This window comes from Photobacterium satsumensis, assembly GCF_050336935.1.
Classification (GTDB): domain Bacteria; phylum Pseudomonadota; class Gammaproteobacteria; order Enterobacterales; family Vibrionaceae; genus Photobacterium; species Photobacterium satsumensis.
Genome location: NZ_JAKJSK010000015.1, coordinates 79,990 through 99,419 on the forward strand (window position 1 = coordinate 79,990; position 19,430 = coordinate 99,419).

The following is a 19,430-nucleotide window of genomic DNA, read 5'->3' on the forward strand; positions in this document are numbered from 1 at the left end:
TTTCAGAATTGGCTCAATATTTGAATTTAATTAGCAGATTCCACTAAGGCTACGTCATGTCTCAGATGATTGATCTAGAAAAAAATGAAGCAATGGTAAACAACGTTGCAACTCGTATCGAAGAAGATCTACTAGGCGAACGCCAAGTTCCAGCCGACGCTTACTGGGGTATCCACACCCTACGTGCAGTAGAAAACTTCAATATCTCTAACACTACAATCTCTGACGTTCCAGAGTTCGTTCGCGGTATGGTTTTCACCAAGAAAGCGGCTGCAATGGCGAACAAAGAGCTGGGCGTTATCCCATCAGAAGTTGGCGAATACATCATTAAAGCATGTGATGCGATCCTTGATACAGGTAAGTGCATGGATCAGTTCCCGTCAGATGTTTACCAAGGTGGTGCCGGTACTTCTGTAAACATGAACACCAACGAAGTTATTGCAAACCTTGCTCTTGAGCTTATGGGCAAAGAGAAAGGCGAGTACGACATCGTTAACCCGAACGACCACGTCAACAAGTCTCAGTCGACTAACTGTGCTTACCCTACCGGTTTCCGCGTAGCGGTATACAACAGCATCATGAGCATGCTTGAAGCACTTGAGTACCTTAAAGGTGCTTTCGATGCCAAAGACAAAGAATTCGCTACTGTCCTGAAAATGGGCCGCACCCAGCTTCAAGACGCAGTACCAATGACCGTTGGTCAAGAATTCCACGCGTTCGGCGTTCTTATTAAAGAAGAAATCAAAAACCTTAAGTACACCGCTCAGCTGCTACTAGAAGTTAACCTAGGCGCAACGGCGATCGGTACTGGCTTGAATGCTGCAACAGGCTACCAAGAGCTTGCAGTACAGCGCCTAGCTGAAGTAACGGGCCTACCGTGTGTACCTGCAGAAGACTTGATCGAAGCAACGTCTGACTGTGGTGCTTACGTAATGGTTCACGGTGCGCTTAAGCGTACTGCCGTTAAGCTGTCTAAGATCTGTAACGACCTGCGCCTTCTATCTTCAGGTCCTCGCTCTGGTCTTAACGAACTTAACCTACCAGAAATGCAAGCTGGCTCTTCAATCATGCCAGCAAAAGTAAACCCAGTTATCCCAGAAGTCGTTAACCAGGTTTGCTTCAAAGTCATCGGTAACGATACAACAATTACTTTCGCGGCAGAAGCCGGTCAGCTACAGCTGAACGTGATGGAGCCAGTGATCGGTCAGGCACTGTTCGAGTCTCTCGAAATCCTGAAGAATGCATGTATCAACCTACGTGACAAATGCATCGACGGCATCACAGTCAACAAAGACGTATGTGAAAGCTTCGTGTTCAACTCTATCGGTATCGTCACTTACCTGAACCCATTCATTGGCCACCACGAAGGTGACATTGTTGGTAAGATTTGTGCTGAAACCGGCAAGAGTGTTCGTGAAGTTGTCCTAGAGCGTGGCCTTCTAACAGAAGAGCAGCTAGACGACATCTTCTCGGTACAGAACTTGATGCACCCAGAATACAAGGCTAAGCGTTACAACTAATGTAACCACGAACAGCCCGGCGGATTTTCAGGATGAGGATCCGCCTTTTTTTGCTACAGATTTCCCCCCTTTTATTTTTTAACTTTAAGACAGGACAATCATATGGTTGGTGTAGAACTATTAGTCGTTCTCGCGTTCATTTTCTTGGGCGCCCGAATTGGTGGTATTGGTATTGGTCTGGCAGGTGGTGCCGGTGTTATTGTGCTTTCCCTAATATTGGGCATGCCAACAAGCCAAAGCTATATCCCAATTGACGTAATCCTTATTATCATGTCTGTTATCACTGCAATTGCTGCTATGCAGGTTGCCGGTGGTATGGATTGGCTGGTTGAACTGGCCGAAAACTTCCTACGTAAGAACCCGAAGCGTATTACATTTTACGCACCTATCGTGACATACCTGATGACCCTAATGGCAGGTACTGGCCACACTGCATTCTCTACGCTTCCAGTTATCGCTGAAGTTGCAAAAGAGCAAGGTATCCGACCTTCACGTCCGCTATCTATCGCCGTTGTTGCTTCTCAAATCGCGATCACCGCATCGCCTATCTCCGCAGCGGTTGTCTTCTTCTCTGGCATTCTTGAACCGCTCGGAGTGGGCTACCTAACCCTACTAGCAATCTGTATTCCAACTACCTTCATTGCATGTATGGTTGGTGCATTCGTTGCTAACTTCCTAGGTTGTGAACTGAAAGACGATCCTGTTTACCAGGAGCGTTTGGAAAAGGGCCTAATCAAACTGCAAGGTTCAACCAAGCGTGAGATCCCAGCAACCGCGAAGAAAGCAACCTTCATCTTCCTTGCTGCAATCCTGATTGTTGTTGCTTACGCAGCGGCTATCTCTGGCTCTGTTGGCCTAATCGAGAACCCTGCGCTAGGCCGTAACGAAGCTATCATGACCTTCATGCTAGCAGCGGCAGCAGCTATCGTGTTCACAACCGGTATCGATGCAGCGAAAATCCCAGCGGCACCAACGTTCCGCTCTGGTATGACTGCGTGTGTGTGTGTACTAGGTGTAGCATGGCTTGGTTCTACGTTCGTTAACGGTCACGTTGACGGCATCAAAGAAATCGCTGGTTCACTACTGAGCGACTACCCATGGATGCTGGCAATGGTATTGTTCTTTGCTTCTATGCTGCTGTACTCACAGGGCGCAACCACTACCGCTCTGATGCCTGCGGCATTGGCTATCGGTGTTGCACCGCTAACAGCTATCGCTTCTTTCGCAGCAGTAAGTGCATTGTTCGTACTACCAACGTACCCAACGCTACTTGCTGCGGTTGAGATGGATGACACAGGTTCAACCCGTATCGGTAACCTGGTATTCAACCACCCATTCTTCATCCCGGGTGTGGTAACTATCTCTACCTCTGTGGCACTGGGCTTCGTGTTTGGTGGCATCATCCTGTAATTCAGGAAAAACACTCCCCCTTGAAAGGCTGCCTTCGGGCAGCCTTTTTTATGGGAGCGGATAAGTTTGAGGCTTGAGGCTTGAGGCTTGAGGCTTGAGGCTTGAGGCTTGAGGCTTGAGGCTTGAGGCTTGAGGCTTGAGGCTTGAGGCTTGAGGCTTGAGCACTAACGGATAACAAACCCTATCTTGGTTAATGCAAACATTTTTTTGGCACGCAGAATTATCCCGACAGGCGCTATCAGAAGAAACCATTGAAAATATGAAATGCGAAGCTTGGTTCAGGATTTGAACCGAGATGAAAGGTTACAATAAATATTTAAAGTCTCCGCCCCATCCTAGGGCGAAGACAGAGAACAAATACGGATTCCCAACGTATTTGCTCATTCCGGTGGTGACGTCAATCCCAACATCCCAACCGGATTCATGTCTCTTTTTGCTACAGAGCAGACCAAGACAGGAAAGTCTGCTCCCTAATAGTAGTCATTGAGGCGACTTGGTAATAGAGGTAAAAGCGTTATGCAGAGATGCAAAAATGGTATGAAGTTAGATGACCTGCGCACCCTGATTGCGATTGCCCAACATGGAAGTTTCAGAGCAGCCGCCAGTGCATTAGATATTCCACCCACCACTCTGAGCCGGCGGCTGCAGCGGTTGGAAGATACCCTCGGTAGCCAATTGGTGATCCGGGATAGCCGTAATGTGTCCCTGACCCCGCTCGGCAGAGGCTATTTCGAACGTTGTCAGCCATTGTTGGCACAACTCGAAAACGCAACTGCTGAGCTGCACGACAGCAGCCACAGTGAGCCTCAGGGGGCACTGCGAATTTCTGCGCCAGTTGGCCTGCTGACCTACCGGTTGATGCCGCTATTTAACCAGTTTCTGGCACTATACCCAGAAATCAGCCTGTCGTTGACTCACCTGTCCAACCAGCACCATGACTACAGCCCCGAGCAGTATGACGTGGTCTTTCGTGTTGGCCAGCAACCGGATTCCAGTTTTGCCGCTGCCAACATAGGGGAATCCCAGCGGGTACTGGTCGCCAGTCCCGACTACCTCGCAGACCATGGCGTGCCCGATCATCCTGATGAACTCAACGAGCACGCTCGCTTGGCCAGTGTCCCTGAATTTGAGTGGGCACTCACCAACAAGATGGAAAGTCAGGAGACTATCTGGATTAACTCACCAGTAAAAATGGCCATCGCTGATCTCAACAGCATCAAGCAAGCCACCATCGAAGGGCTGGGGATCGCCTGCCTGCCGAACTATGTGGTTGCCGACGCCCTTGCAGCCGGCCAGCTCTCTGCCATGATGGGCAACTGGTACTCGCCACCACGGCCGATATACATGCTCTACCAGCGCCTGGGGTATGTGCCAGCCCACATCCAGATCTTCACCGATTTCATGCGTGATGCGCTCGACAATGGCAGCCAAACAATAAACGTCAAATGAAACCAAACACTGCTTAACTCGGTCTGACAGAGTATAGTTATACCAATTGCACTAAATATTTAATGTAATTGGTATTAGTTCATGGCGCTCTATTTGGCTGCGCCAGACTTGCTGTCCTTTCCTGCCAACCTGTTATGGCAGGGCAACTCATAGACGAGCCAGACTCAATGACATTATTACAACGCATTCAGTGCGCAGCAGGGCGAAAAATGTCCCTGTTTGCCATACTCAGCCTGCTGGTGATCAGCCTTCCCGCCTCCGCCTTGAAGCTGCCGGGGCTCAACAGCCCTTCCAACACCTTCGTGACCGTTGATGAAGCCTTCAGTTTTAACTTCACCCAGCAGGGCGATCGGGTTTATCTCGACTGGCAGATCAAGCCCGGCTATTACCTCTATCAGCACCAACTCTCGGTCAGCTCGGAGTCTGCCACCCTGGGCAAGGTCGATATTCCCGCCGGCAAACCCTATCAAGACGAGTTCTTCGGTGAGGTCAATATCTATACTGCCCCACTAACCCTGACCGTTCCCGTCCGCCAAGCCAGCGACAGCGATATGCTGACTGTACGCTACCAGGGCTGCGCCGAAGCCGGCTTCTGCTATCCACCGGAAATACGCCAAGTCCCGCTCAGTGCGGTCATGGCTGCCGCCAATGCCACGCCATCAGCAACAGACAGCCAACCGCGACAGTCAACCAACAACAAAAGCAATGTGAGTACCTACTCACAACCCATACTAGCAACGAATGTTCCGGCCTCTGAGCAAGACAAACTGGCTAGCGATCTGGCCGATCAATGGTGGACCCCATTGGTATTCCTTGCGCTGGGGATCGGCCTCGCCTTCACCCCTTGTGTGCTACCTATGTACCCAATCCTGAGCGGTATTGTGCTGGGCAACGGCCAGCTCAGCCATGGCCGCGCCTTCCGCCTTGCCTTTATCTATGTGCAGGGAATGGCCCTGACCTATACCCTACTTGGTTTAGTGGTCGCTTCCGCCGGGATGCAGTTCCAGGCCGCCCTGCAGCACCCTTATATTCTCACCGGCCTGAGTATCCTGTTTGTCGCGCTGGCGTTGTCGATGTTTGGTGCCTACACCCTGCAATTGCCGAGTGGCGTCCAGACCTGGCTCAATGGCCTGAGCAACAAACAGCAGGGCGGCAGCAGTGGCGGTGTGTTTGCGATGGGGGCGATCTCCGGACTGGTGTGTTCACCATGTACGACGGCTCCCTTGTCCGGAGCGCTGATCTATGTCGCCCAGAGCGGTGACTTACTGACAGGTGCCGTGGCACTCTACGCTTTGGCAATCGGAATGGGGATCCCGCTGATTTTAGCGGCCATGTTCGGCAATAAATTACTCCCCAAAGCAGGTAACTGGATGAACCATATCAAAGCCTTGTTCGGCTTTGTCCTGTTGGCCGTACCGCTGTTCTTGCTTGAGCGTATCTTACCGGTATACCTGATGCCTTACCTGTGGTCACTGCTCGGTATTGCCGCCTTTGGCTGGCTTTACCATGTCAAAAATACCCTTGCGGTGTCATGGCGCAGCAGTACCTTGGCTGTGGTGGCAATTGTCGGACTGTTTATCTCGGTCCAGCCATTCTATCCGTTGCTGACCGGCTCCACCGCCCAACACACTACCGAACAAGCAATCAGTGTCGAATTCAAGCGCGTCAGCAATATCGATGACCTGACTCTGGCGCTTGAGGAAGCCAAGGCCCAGCAACTGCCGGTCCTTCTGGATTTCTACGCCGACTGGTGCGTTGCCTGCAAGGAATTCGAAAAATATACCTTCCACGATCCAGCCGTGGCCAAGCAACTCGGTAACTTCGTTCTGCTTCAGGCTGATGTCACCCAAAGCTCACCGGCTGATATCGAACTGCTGCAAGCAATGGACGTGCTCGGCCTGCCGACACTGGATTTCTGGGACAGCAGTGGCAACCGGATGGAGGGGGCACGGCTGACCGGTTTTATGAAAGCCGAGCCGTTCCTTGCCCATTTGGCCAACCATAAGCTGACCCGCTAAGCATTCTCTGAATGCAGCTCTGCGCGCGCTTCCAAACCTGGAGCGCGCGCTATGCCTCCTTCCTTTCTGGCTTTTTACATCGCTATTGCCCACTGTTTTGATAGCTTGTTATCGCGCTATTACGCAGCAGATTACACAATAGAAACACACGGGTCTGATCCAGTTCAGATCTTGAGTGTTAACAAATTGATCTAGTCTTAAGGCAGTGATAGCGTTATTAAAAACAACAATATGTGATTGCCATGGACGCCCAGTACACAATAGTGATTGCCGATGACCACCCGCTGTTCCGTAATGCACTGTTTCAATCCGTGCATATGGCGATCAGCGGAGCGAATCTGCTTGAAGCCGATTCGCTAGATAGCTTGCTCACCCTGCTCGACAAAGAGGACGATGTCGACCTACTCCTGCTCGATCTCAAAATGCCCGGAGCCAACGGAATGTCCGGATTGATCCAGCTCCGCAGGCAATACCCCGACCTGCCTATCGTTGTCATTTCCGCCAGCGAAGAGGACAACGTGATCCGCCAGGTACGCAGCCACGGGGCGTTTGGTTTTATTCCCAAGTCCAGCGATATGCGGGCGCTGATCAGCTCGCTCAACCAGGTGCTTGACGGTGAGCCGGTGTACCCAGAAGGACTGGGAGAAGGCAATGATGAAATCACAGAGCTGACCGATAAGATTGCCGCCCTTACCCCCCAGCAATACAAGGTCTTGGGTATGCTGTCAGACGGCCTGCTCAACAAGCAGATTGCCTACGAACTCAATGTCTCAGAGGCGACAATCAAGGCGCATATGACGGCTATTTTCCGCAAGCTGGGGGTCAAGAACCGTACCCAGGCGGTCATCCTGCTCCAGCAGATGGATATCAGCCCGTAATTTTTTATTTCCCCCGTTAGACTTTCGGCTAACGCAACAATTTTACAACATCCTCAATTTCCGTCCAACTTCACAAAATCGCTGCTAAGCCAGCGATTTTGCCGTTTTCCCCTCGACTAAAGTTGCACTGTTTCCTTAACCATTCATTGCTATTGTCATTACGTAACATTTCATTAACGCGATTTATGACGACGTGAAAGGAGATAACAATGGCGTTTGAATCCAAGGAAATGGCGCAAGCCTACTGGAAAGAGAACCTCGCAACGATGGGCTCCTTATTGGCCATCTGGTTTGCGGTGTCTTATGGCGCAGGCATCCTATTTGTCGAAGCACTTAATACGTTTCAGTTAGGTGGCTTTAAGCTCGGGTTTTGGTTCGCTCAACAAGGGTCGATATACACCTTTGTCGCCTTAATCTTTGTTTACGTTGCGCGCATGAATGCGCTCGACAAAAAATATAACGTACAGGAAGACTAGAGGTTTAGAGCATGGAAATTCAAACGTGGACGTTTATTCTCGTCGGTATCACATTCGCACTGTATATCGGTATCGCGATCTGGGCTCGTGCTGGATCAACCAGTGAATTCTACGTCGCCGGTGGTGGTGTTCACCCAGTCGCCAATGGTATGGCGACCGCCGCGGACTGGATGTCAGCAGCATCATTTATCTCTATGGCGGGTATTATCTCATTCGTGGGTTATGACGGTGCGGTTTACCTGATGGGTTGGACCGGGGGCTATGTATTACTTGCGCTGTGTTTAGCACCTTACCTGCGTAAGTTCGGTCAGTTTACCGTACCTGATTTTATCGGTGAGCGTTACTACTCCAAAACCGCACGTATGGTCGCGGTATTCTGTGCCATCTTCGTATCGTTTACCTATGTTGCCGGTCAGATGCGTGGGGTCGGCGTCGTATTCTCTCGTTTCCTAGAGGTCGATATTAATCTCGGTATCATCATTGGGATGGGTATTGTGTTCTTCTACGCCGTACTGGGTGGTATGAAAGGCATCACTTATACGCAGGTTGCTCAATTCTGTGTTCTCATCTTCGCCTTCCTTGTACCCGCCATCTTCACTTCTATCATGATGACCGGTAACCCGCTGCCACAAATTGGCATGGGATCAACGATCACAGGCACTGATGTTTACCTCTTGGATAAGTTGGACGGTCTAACCGAAGAACTCGGGTTTACCGCCTATACCGAAGGTAACAAGAGCATGGTCGATGTCTTCTTCATCTGTGCAGCTCTAATGGTCGGTACTGCCGGTCTGCCACATGTCATCATTCGCTTCTTCACAGTACCCAAAGTCCGTGATGCGCGTATCTCAGCAGGCTGGGCACTACTGTTCATCTCATTGCTTTACACAACAGCACCCGGTGTTGCAGCGTTTGCTCGCGTCAATATGATTGAGACGATTAATGGCCCGGACATGCAAGGTGTGGCAGCAGCGGATGCGCCAAGCTGGTACAAAAACTGGGAAAGCACCGGCCTAGTCGGCTGGGAAGATAAGAACGGCGACGGCAAAATGTTCTACTCGGGCGATGAGCGCAACGAGATGACGATTAACCGTGACATCATCGTACTGGCGTCTCCTGAGCTTGCAAAACTACCAAACTGGGTGGTCGCGCTACTGGCAGCTGGTGGCTTAGCAGCAGCACTATCAACAGCCGCAGGCCTACTATTGGTTATCTCTACATCCATCTCACATGACCTTCTGAAGAAAGGATTCAGACCAAACATGACCGACAAGCAGGAGCTATTGGCCGCTCGCCTGGCAGCCATGGTCGCGATTGTCGGTGCCGGTTACTTGGGTATTAACCCTCCGGGGTTTGTGGCACAGGTCGTCGCATTTGCCTTTGGCTTAGCCGCAGCGTCCTTCTTCCCTGCTATCATCTTGGGGATCTTCTACAAGAAGATGAACAAGGAAGGCGCGATTGCCGGTATGTTGACGGGTATTGCCTTCACCGCAAGCTACATCATCTACTTCAAGTTCATCAACCCGGCAGCAAGCACACCTGAAAACTGGTGGTTCGGGATCAGCCCTGAAGGCATCGGTACGCTAGGTATGTGTCTAAACTTCGTGGTATCGATTGTAGTGAACAAGTTCACGGCTGAAGTACCAAAAGATGTGCAAGACATGGTTGAATCCATCCGTTATCCGAAAGGTGCGGGTGAAGCCCACGACCACTAACATAGCCTCATCACTAAACTAAAAAAACGGAGCCTATCAGGCTCCGTTTCTTTTTGAGCTAACGGTCTGTTTTCTCAATGCCCCTTCCCCTTAGCTACCAACCCCCGCCTTCTGATGCTGGTTGAGCAATGCCCTCAGCTTAAGTGGCTTGACCGGCTTGCTGATAAAGCTGAAGCCATGCCCTTCGATCATCGCTTTGGTTTGTTCAGTTCTGTCGGCACTGATCACCGCACCACGAAAGCATTTGCCGAGTTTCAGGGTACATTGTTGCAAGACCTGCAGCCCTGTCTCGCCATTAGTCAGGTGATAATCACTCAAGATAAAATCAGGCTGCCAGCCATCGTCGAGCTGCTTCATCGCTGCGGTGACCGTTTCCGCTAACCGAATGTCACACCCCCAGCGGGTCAGTAAGGTTTCCATGCCCAACAAGATGTCGGGCTCATTATCGACACACAGCACTCTCAGATCCGCCAGTGGGGCTGGCGGCTTGTCAGCAGACTCCGATTTTTCAACAGACTCCACCAAAATGCCCCGCTGCACCCCAAAGGAAAAGACCGTGCCTTTGCCCGGCCAGGATCGCAATGACAGGGAGTGACCCAGTACCCGGCTGATCCCGCGGGCAATAGCCAATCCCAAACCGAGACCATGATCGACACCGCTGCGTTCAATCCGGGTGAACTCGTCGAAAATATGGGCCTGCTTCTCCTCGGGGATCCCGGGGCCGTTATCCCACACCTCAATCTGTAGCTGGCTGCCACGACGACGCACACCCAGCACCACCTTGCCCTGCGGGTTGTAGCGAAAGGCATTGGTCAGGAAATTTTGTAATGCCCGGCGCAACAATTTAGGATCGGATTTTATCACCGCATGGCAAGGTACCACTTCAAAGGTAATTCCCTGCTGTCGGGCCAAGGCACCGAATTCGGCACCCAAGGTATCGAGTACCTCGCTGATCCGGAACGCATGGACATTGATTTGCAGCTTGCCAGATTCAAGCCGTGATACATCCAGTAAATCGCCGATCAAATCTTCCGCTGCCCCCAACGCACTTTCTATATGACGGGCCAACTTGGCAGCTTCGGCCTCTTTGGCCACTTCCGCCAGCGATGACGAAAACAACCGCGCAGCATTGAGCGGCTGCATCAAGTCATGACTGACCGCCGCCAAGAAACGCCCCTTTGAATGGGCCTGTAATTCGGCTTGCTGGGTAGCCGTGACCAACTGGCGGTTGAGGCGCTCCAGTTCGCTGGTCCGTTGCCGGACCCGCTCTTCCAATGTTTCATTCGCTTCTTTCAGTGCCTGTTCGGCATTACGGAATTCGGTGATATCGGTAAAACTCATCACAAACCCGCCGCCAGGCATCGGATTACCCTGTACTTCTATCACCTGGCCGTCAGGGCGGATCCGCGAAGAGGTATGTGCCGTCCCCCGCTGTAGGTGCTCAACCCGTTTAGCGACATGACACTCAGGATCGCCCGGGCCACATAACCCCAGCTCGGCGTTATGGCGGATCACATCGGCAATCGGCCTACCGACCTGGATCAGGCCGGGCGGAAAGGTAAACATTTCGGTGTAGCGCTGGTTCCACGCCACCAGCCGCAGTTGTTTATCGACCACCGCAATCCCTTGGCTGATATGTTCAATCGCCCCCTGCAACAGGCCGCGACTGAAATCAAACAGCTCCGAAGCCTCATCGACAATCGTGGCCACTTCTTCCAGCTGCATCTTTCGCCCCTGCAAAGCCGAAGTCAGCACCAGCCGGGCAGAAGACGCCCCGAATACCCCGGCCAGCACCCGCTCGGTATGACGGATCAGCGTTGAGGGAGCCTGTTGCTGGGGTAGCAGGGATTCATGCCGCTGCTCGCCAAACTGACGGAAGGCATGGCGGATCCGCTTGCGGCCAACAAACCGCGCCGCCAGCATTTCCAGCTCGGCCACTGTCACCCGGGTCTGGTACAAGCTGCTATCACCACTTTCCGGTAGCGGAGCGCCAACAAATGACGCCGCCTGAAGGCGCTCTGTCAGGGTCGATCGCGTCAGTAAGGACACACTGACATAAAGGCCAATATTGACCAATAAGCTCAGTAACATCCCCCAGTCGACACTGGTTAGCTTGCCAAGTAACGGCCAATCGGGCGGGGTGAGCAGCCACAGCAGTATGTTGGTCTGCGCCGTACCTGCCAGCATATTGGTCTGGCCCATCATGGTGACGCCCCACACCGCGATCCCGCCCAGCAAACCGGCATAGACACCATTGCGGTTGCCTTCCCGCCAGTAGATCCCACCCAGCAAGGCTGGAGAAAACTGGGCAATAGCGGCAAAGGACAGCAAACCGATCGCCGACAGCGACGGGATCTCACCAAGTGCTTGGTAGAAACCCCACGACGCCAGCAACAGAAGTAAAATCAAACCGCGGCGTATATTAAGCAACATCCCCGAAAAAGCATGGTAGTTACGACCAGAAATGCGCCAACGCCGCAGCAGCATCGGTAACACCAAATCATTGGAGACCATGATGGCCAGCGCAATGGTCGACACAATCACCATCCCGCTTGCAGCCGAGGTACCGCCAAGAAAAGCCAACAGGGCAATACCTTCCGCGCCATGCAAAAGCGGCAAGTTAATCACGTAGGTATCGGCGGTGATATGGGGAAGCCACACCTGACCGGCCAGCGCCAGCGGGATAACAAATATCCCCATTAGCAGCAGGTAGCCAGGGAACACCCAGCGGGCCCGGTGCAGATCTTGCGCCCGTTCATTTTCAACCACCGTAGTATGGAATTGGCGCGGCAGGCAGATGATCGCCGCCATGGTAAACAGGGTATGGATCAACAGGCTACCGATATGCGGGGTGGCAGGCTGGAGCAATTCGCGACTGGCCGCCTGTAAGTCAGGAACATCGAACAGCATGACCACAGCAAACACACCAACCACCAAAAACGCCACCAATTTGATGATCGACTCGAATGCCACCGCCATCATCATACCGCGATGATGCTCGGTACTGTCGATATGACGGGTACCGAACAACACGGTAAAGATCGCCAACGCCAACGTCACCACCCAAGCGGTATCAGCGCGACTCTCTCCACCGATCCCCGCCATATCTTGGCCCAATCCCGGCGCAACCAGCTCCAGCCCCATGGTGATCCCGCGTAGTTGAAGGGCGATATACGGCAATATGCCCACCACGGCAATCAGGGTGACCAGTACCGCCAGCCCTTGTGATTTGCCATAGCGGGCAGCAATAAAGTCAGCAATGGAAGTAATATGTTCGCGCTTGGCGATCAAAATCAGCCTGGCCAGCACCCGCCAGCAAAACGTGAACACCAAGATCGGGGCAATATAGATAGGAAGAAAGGACCAGATATTCTGGCTGGCTTGACCCACTGTGCCGTAGAAGGTCCAAGAGGTACAGTACACGGCAATCGACAGGCAATATATCCATGGCCGCCAGCGTGCCATCCACTGTTTTTTTCGGTCTCCGTACCAGGCTATCCAGAACAACAGCCCCAGGTAGGCCAATGTGACCGGCACGACAATCCATCCCTGTGCCATGTGTTATCTCCAACTGATTGATTATACCCAAATGATTTGAATATATTGTGAGCACCAGTGTAACCAAACCACTGGCGCTCACCAATCAGTAGGATCACAGTTCTTCGCTGCAGCGTGCTACAACCAAGACCGTGGTCATGTTATTTGTTAGCGGCAGCCTCGTCCTGTTGAGCAAACTGGCGACGGGCCTTCGGCTCAACCTTCATCAGCAGCGCCGGGATCCCCATCGCTGCCATCAACCAGAAAATGTTAGCGCCCCACAGACCATATAGCCAACCGCTCAAGGCCGTCATCAGCGCCATGAAGGCGCCCATCGGCAACGCGTTGTACAGTGCTTGCAGTGCCACCATCTGGTTACTCTGCGCTTTTTGGATATAACGGATAGTCGCCAAGTGAGCCGCGGCAAAAGTCACACCATGCAAGGCTTGGGAAGCAACCAGCAAAGGCAGCTCGGTCATGCTGGCCGTGATCCCCCAGCGGATCAGTACACCAACCGCAGCCAAGCGGAACATCCCCATGACCGACCAGCCAGCAAACAGGCGCTTGCTCAGGGCAAACACCGCCACTTCCGCCACCACCGAGAAGCTCCACAGGTAACCAATCACATCTTCGCTGTAGCCAACTTCCTTCCAGTAAATCGCACTGAAGCTATAGTAAGCCGCATGGCTCCCTTGCAATAGGGCGATAATGGTCAAAAAGCGGACCACTTCCGGATCACGTAATAACTGCAGCAAAGCCGGACGCGGCTGATCATGACTGCCCGGCTCAGAAACCGGCAATATCGTTGGCTGGCGCATTGCCAGTAGCAGTGCACCGACCAAGCCAGCAGCTGCCACCCAGGGGATCACATCAGGACTATATTTAGCAGCCAGCAAACCCACTACCGTCGAACCAGCAATAAAAGCAATCGAGCCCCACAGGCGGGTTCGACCATAGTCGAGATGCCCTTCTTTGGCATAGTAGTTCGCCACCGCATCGGATAGCGGTACTATCGGGCCAACCATCATGTTATATATCACTGTCATGATAGTTAGTGCCCACAAACTTCCACCACAATAGATATAGGCAATACAACTGATCAACGCCGCCAGAGCAAAGCCTCGCAGGGCAGGAATAAGATGCTCGACTTTGTGGATACGGGGGGTGATAAACAAATTGGCCAGGCAACGGACACCAAAGCCCAACCCCAGCAACAAACCGATATTGGAAGCACTGACCCCCAAATGCGCTAACCACAACGCCCAGAACGGAAGATAAACACCATAATTGAAGAAAAAACCCAGCAGGTACTGCGAGGTCCAACCGTAAGGGCTACTACGAAACATGCCTTGTCCTATCGTACTGAAAAAAACTAGGCGCTATTATGCCCCTAATAGAACATAGCCCCAATGAAATTATCGGTCCTTTTTCCTTCCCCATTTCACCTCGCGTCCACCCGGTAATGTATCGCCCAGAAGCAGAGCCTCGAATTGGCATAGTAGACTAAAGTCGTCTGGAGCTTTTGCGTCATCAGGCAGACACTGCATACAGTGCGAATAGATCCGGAGAGCCAGTATGTCCGATAACTTTGATACCTCCCTTCCCCCCTTTGACCGCCTCAGTGGTGAGCAACAGCGGCGTTTGGTCGACTCGCTGGATGTCGCCTATTACCGCCACGGGGATACCCTGATCGAAGCCGGAAAGCCCTGCGAGCAATTGCACATCATTATCAAAGGGAGCGTCGAAGAAAGTGCCGCCGATGGCAGTGAAATCTACGCCCATTACACCAGCGACGATCTGTTCGATGTCAGATCGCAACTCGAATCCACCTGTCGCCACCACTACACTGCACTGGAGGACACCCTGTGCTACCTGGTTCCCAAGCCGCTGTTTCTTGACCTCTACCATGGCAATAGCCAGTTTGCTGCCTACTTTGACTCCAGCCTGGCCCGCCGCCAACAATTGCTGGAAGAGGCCCAGCGACAGCAGAACCTCGCTGAATTCATCCTCACCCGGGTCGACAGCAGCAATATCCAACCCTGCCTGATCCTGCCGCGCAGCTGTGATTTGCACGCTGCCACCACGAAATTACAGCAGCAAGGCATGGACGCCGCCTTGGTCGAGGCCGGTGACAACCAGCCGTATGGCATTATTACCCGTACCAACCTGCTCCATGCAGTGATGCTCGATAACCTGCCCCCGTCAACGTCAGTCGGCGAGGTCGCCACCAGCCCAGTGATCAGTGTCAGCAAGGGTGACTACCTATTCAATGCCATGCTGTCGATGACCCGCCACAAGGTCAAACGGGTATCAGTTACCGACGGTACGCAGCTGGTTGGGATGCTGGATCTCACTCAGGTACTCAGCCTGTTCTCTACCCATTCCCATGTACTGACCCTGCGTATCGCCCGTGCCACCACGGTCGAGGAACTCTCGCTGGCCGCCAGTAGCCAATCCCGGCTAGTGGCAACGCTGTTCAACAACGGTATCCACACCCGCTTCGTGATGGAGTTGATCGCAGCGGTCAATGAGCAAATTATCGAGAAAGCCTTCCGGCTGATTGTCCCTCAAGCGATGCAAAACCACTGCTGCTTCGTGGTGATGGGATCGGAGGGGCGCGGCGAACAAATTCTCAAGACCGATCAGGACAACGCCCTGATCATTGAAGACGGTGTCGACTGGCCGGGACTCAGCGATACCATGGAAGCCCTGACCCACACCCTGCACCAGCTGGGCTATCCACTGTGCCCGGGTAAAGTCATGGTTAACAATCCCAAATGGGTCAAACACCAAAGTGAGTGGTTACACACCCTGAAAGAGTTCGCCCGCAAGGGGACAGAAAATGAAATGATGGATCTGGCGATCCTCGCAGACAGTCATGCGGTAGCAGGAAACCCCGAACTGCTGGCCCCTATCAAGCAGCAGCTCCACCAGCAAATGGCCGAGCAGGAATTATTATTGACCACCTTTACCCGGCCAGCCCTGCGCTTTAGCGTCCCCCTGTCATTGTTCGGCAAATTGAAAGCCGGCAAAGACGGGCTCGATATCAAGCGCGGCGGGGTATTTCCCATCGTCCATGGTGTACGGGCACTGGCATTGGAGCACGGGATCGAGGACAACAACACCTTTACCCGCTTGGAACAATTGGCCCAACGCCAAGTGCTGGAAAATGACACCGCGTCCAACCTCAGCGAAGCGCTGAAGCTGTTCATTAAGCTGCGACTGCGCCAGCAGCTGGATCTCCCGGCCGGTGGTTTGCAGCAGCACCTCAATGTCGAACGGCTCAGCCGCACCGACCGCGATCTGCTCCGCCACAGCTTGCACGTGGTGAAAAAATTCAAGGAATGGCTCGGGTATCACTACCAGATCCGCGATTAAACGCCGCCAAGGAGCAACCCGATGATCAATACCCTAAAACGCTGGTGGTATCGCCACAAATTTAAGGACAGCGAGTTTCACGACTTATTCTCCCGCTACCGAGGCACGGAGCTGGTCTCGCTCGACTGCGAGACCACCAGTCTGGATCCGCACAGTGCCGAGCTGGTCACCATTGCCGCTACCCGTATCCAAGATAACCGCATCCTGACCAGCCAGTCGATCCACCTGACATTACGCGCACCAGCCAGTCTCGATGCCGGCTCGGTAGCTATCCACCGTATCCGCCACCAAGATCTCAACCAAGGGTTGGAAGAAGTGCAGGCGCTGGAAAAGTTACTGGCTTTCATCGGCAACCGGCCATTGGTCGGCTACCATATTCGCTATGATAAAACGATCCTCGACCGCTATTTCCTCCGCCACTTCGGCTTTCCGCTGCCAAACCAAACCGTCGAAGTGAGCCACCTCTATCACGAGCAGCTTGAACGCCAGCTGCCCAATGCCTACTTCGATCTCAGTCTCGAGGCGATCAGCCGCCACCTCGACTTGCCTGTGCCGCCACGCCACGATGCCTTGCAAGATGCCATTGCCGCAGCAATGATCTACGTTCGGCTAAAGCACGGTGATCTGCCTCACCCAGTCGCTCGCTAGGCTTCAAGGTGACGAGAAGAAAACAGACTATTCAACGCCTTACAACCTTTTGCTATTGCGTTTTATTAACGATAAAGCGCAAGTTTTTGACTGTAACAGCACTGCAAAACCAGCTATTTTCCCACATTCTCCCTGCTCTCATCCTAAAGTCTAATTGAGACCGACATCGATCTATTGGAAGTTAGTACTACGCAAGCAAAACAAACCTGCATACAGAATAGTCCGGTCCAGTAAGGACAAAAACGGAACATCAAGGAGAATAGGATGAGTGAAGTTCACGTGTATCCAGTAAATCAAGACATTGCCGCTAACGCCCATATTACTGATGAACAATACCGCGAGATGTATCAGCAATCAGTAATTAACCCAGAGGGTTTCTGGCGTGAACATGGCCAGATTGTCGACTGGATCACCCCATTTTCCAAAGTAAAAAGCACGTCTTTCGATACTGGGCATGTCAACATTAACTGGTTTGAAGACGGTGAACTTAATGTCTCAGCAAACTGCCTTGATCGTCATCTTGCCACACGAGGCGATCAACCTGCGATTATTTGGGAAGGTGACGACCCAGCTGATGATGCCACACTGACCTATAGCGAGCTTCATGAAGAAGTCTGTAAATTTGCTAATGCACTAAAGAGCCAAGGGGTACGTAAAGGCGATGTTGTTTGCCTCTACATGCCAATGGTTGCTGAAGCTGCCGTCGCCATGCTGGCTTGCACCCGTATCGGTGCCGTTCACACCATCGTCTTTGGTGGCTTCTCACCTGAAGCACTGGCGGGCCGTATTATTGATTCTAACGCCAAAGTGGTTGTAACTGCTGACGAAGGTGTACGTGCTGGTCGCGCGGTTCCTTTGAAAAAGAACGTGGATGATGCCCTTGCAAACCCTGGCGTCACCTGCGTTGAAAAAGTGCTAGTACTTAAACGTACTGGTGGCAATGTTGAATGGGACAGCGAGCGTGACGTCTGGTGGCACGATGCGACCTCTGTTGCTTCAAGCCGTTGTGAACCAGAGGCCATGAATGCAGAAGATCCTCTGTTCATTCTTTATACCTCGGGGTCAACAGGTAAACCTAAAGGTGTGCTGCATACCACGGGGGGGTATTTGGTCTACGCGACCATGACATTCAAGCATGTTTTTGATTACCAAGAAGGAGAGGTGTACTGGTGTACCGCCGATGTGGGTTGGATCACTGGCCACAGCTACTTGGTTTATGGACCACTAGCAAACGGCGCCACTACCCTACTGTTTGAAGGTGTACCAAACTACCCATCAACCAGTCGCATGAGCGAAGTGGTTGATAAGCACCAAGTTAATATCCTTTATACCGCTCCAACCGCCATCCGCGCTTTAATGGCGAAAGGTGATGAAGCGATTGCTGGTACAAACCGCTCCTCATTGCGCGTTATGGGGTCAGTCGGTGAGCCCATTAACCCAGAAGCATGGGAATGGTATCACCGCACCATTGGCGACAGCCGCTGTCCTATCGTTGATACCTGGTGGCAAACAGAGACAGGCGGCATTTTGATCACCCCACTACCGGGCGCGACGGCCCTTAAGCCGGGTTCAGCAACCCGTCCGTTCTTCGGAGTCCAGCCAGCATTGGTCGATAACATGGGTAACATCCTTGATGGTGCCACCGAAGGCAACTTGGTGATGATCGATTCCTGGCCGGGTCAGATGCGTACACTCTGGGGCGATCATGAGCGCTTTGAGCAAACCTACTTCTCAACATTCCAGGGCATGTATTTCACCGGTGACGGTGCTCGCCGTGATGAAGACGGCTACTATTGGATCACTGGCCGTGTCGATGACGTACTGAATATCTCGGGTCACCGTATGGGGACAGCCGAAATTGAATCAGCGCTAGTCGCTTTCGATAAGATTGCCGAGGCCGCCATTGTCGGTGTCCCGCATGACATCAAAGGACAGGCAATCTACGCCTATATCACCCTCAACGATGGTGAGATCCCATCGGCCGAACTGCACAAAGAAGTCAAAGACTGGGTCCGCAAGGAAATTGGCCCAATTGCCACACCAGACTTCTTGCACTGGACCGATGCCTTGCCGAAGACTCGCTCTGGCAAAATCATGCGCCGTATCCTGCGTAAGATTGCCACCGGTGATACCGCGACACTGGGTGATACCTCAACCCTGGCCGACCCAAGTGTGGTTGAGAAGCTGATCGCAGAAAAACAAAAAGTGCTATAAGCCCTCACGGGCCGATAAAAGCCGCCCAAGCCCTGCTTGCGGCGGCTTTTTTGATCCAGTGCTAAAAGTTACAATTCCTCCGCCACAAGCTATTGTCTCTGGCTTGCAGGTCGCGCATAGTGCTAGCTACTAAATTTTCCATTCTCAACTCCCGATCGCCAAACAGCGTACATGTGTACCAAGAAAC

At 52.6% G+C, this 19,430-nt stretch carries 11 protein-coding genes and 2 pseudogenes; 10 read left to right on the forward strand and 3 right to left on the reverse strand.

What is annotated here, in order from left to right:
• The first annotated feature begins 56 nt into the window (after positions 1-56).
• The 7 genes from aspA (at position 57) to L4D79_RS25200 (ending at position 9,466) form a co-directional block, all read left to right on the forward strand.
• Positions 57-1,520: an aspartate ammonia-lyase gene (gene aspA, locus L4D79_RS25170; protein ID WP_428655616.1), complete on the forward strand. Its 1,464-nt coding sequence runs from the start codon at positions 57-59 to the stop codon at positions 1,518-1,520.
• 102 nt (positions 1,521-1,622) lie between these two features.
• Positions 1,623-2,930 (forward strand): anaerobic C4-dicarboxylate transporter, encoded by a 1,308-nt coding sequence (locus L4D79_RS25175; protein WP_428655618.1) that lies wholly within the window; start codon positions 1,623-1,625, stop codon positions 2,928-2,930.
• 516 nt (positions 2,931-3,446) lie between these two features.
• Positions 3,447-4,379 (forward strand): LysR family transcriptional regulator, encoded by a 933-nt coding sequence (locus L4D79_RS25180; protein ID WP_428655620.1) that lies wholly within the window; start codon positions 3,447-3,449, stop codon positions 4,377-4,379.
• A 167-nt stretch (positions 4,380-4,546) separates the two neighbouring features.
• Positions 4,547-6,397: a protein-disulfide reductase DsbD gene (locus L4D79_RS25185; RefSeq protein ID WP_428655623.1), complete on the forward strand. Its 1,851-nt coding sequence runs from the start codon at positions 4,547-4,549 to the stop codon at positions 6,395-6,397.
• Positions 6,398-6,639: 242 nt separating this feature from the next.
• Positions 6,640-7,275: a response regulator gene (locus L4D79_RS25190; RefSeq protein ID WP_428655625.1), complete on the forward strand. Its 636-nt coding sequence runs from the start codon at positions 6,640-6,642 to the stop codon at positions 7,273-7,275.
• 209 nt (positions 7,276-7,484) lie between these two features.
• The gene (locus tag L4D79_RS25195) at positions 7,485-7,751 is read left to right on the forward strand and encodes a DUF4212 domain-containing protein (RefSeq protein WP_428655628.1); all 267 of its coding nucleotides are present in this window, start codon (positions 7,485-7,487) and stop codon (positions 7,749-7,751) included.
• An 11-nt stretch (positions 7,752-7,762) separates the two neighbouring features.
• Complete coding sequence (locus L4D79_RS25200; protein WP_428655631.1) at positions 7,763-9,466, forward strand: sodium:solute symporter family protein; 1,704 nt, start codon at positions 7,763-7,765, stop codon at positions 9,464-9,466.
• Between the two features lie 90 nt (positions 9,467-9,556).
• On the opposite strand, the pseudogene L4D79_RS25205 reads toward L4D79_RS25200, so the two are convergent.
• The 3 genes and pseudogenes from L4D79_RS25205 to L4D79_RS25215 form a co-directional block, all read right to left on the reverse strand.
• Positions 9,557-12,310 (reverse strand): annotated as a pseudogene (locus L4D79_RS25205) (hybrid sensor histidine kinase/response regulator); the annotation flags it as partial.
• A 68-nt stretch (positions 12,311-12,378) separates the two neighbouring features.
• Positions 12,379-13,024: pseudogene (locus tag L4D79_RS25210) on the reverse strand (SLC5/6 family protein); the annotation flags it as partial.
• Positions 13,025-13,164: 140 nt separating this feature from the next.
• Complete coding sequence (locus tag L4D79_RS25215; RefSeq protein ID WP_428655633.1) at positions 13,165-14,349, reverse strand: 3-phenylpropionate MFS transporter; 1,185 nt, start codon at positions 14,347-14,349, stop codon at positions 13,165-13,167.
• Between the two features lie 229 nt (positions 14,350-14,578).
• Here L4D79_RS25215 and L4D79_RS25220 point away from each other — a divergent pair, with 229 nt between their 5' ends.
• The 3 genes from L4D79_RS25220 (at position 14,579) to acs (ending at position 19,243) form a co-directional block, all read left to right on the forward strand.
• Positions 14,579-16,381 carry a DUF294 nucleotidyltransferase-like domain-containing protein gene (locus L4D79_RS25220; RefSeq protein ID WP_428655635.1) on the forward strand — a complete coding sequence of 601 codons (1,803 nt, stop codon included), beginning with the start codon at positions 14,579-14,581 and terminating at the stop codon, positions 16,379-16,381.
• A 24-nt stretch (positions 16,382-16,405) separates the two neighbouring features.
• Positions 16,406-17,029, forward strand: a complete 624-nt coding sequence (locus L4D79_RS25225; protein ID WP_428655700.1) for a 3'-5' exonuclease — start codon at positions 16,406-16,408, stop codon at positions 17,027-17,029.
• Positions 17,030-17,293: 264 nt separating this feature from the next.
• A complete protein-coding gene (gene acs / locus L4D79_RS25230; RefSeq protein ID WP_428655637.1) occupies positions 17,294-19,243 on the forward strand; it encodes an acetate--CoA ligase in 1,950 nt (649 codons plus the stop codon).
• The last annotated feature ends 187 nt before the right edge of the window (positions 19,244-19,430 follow it).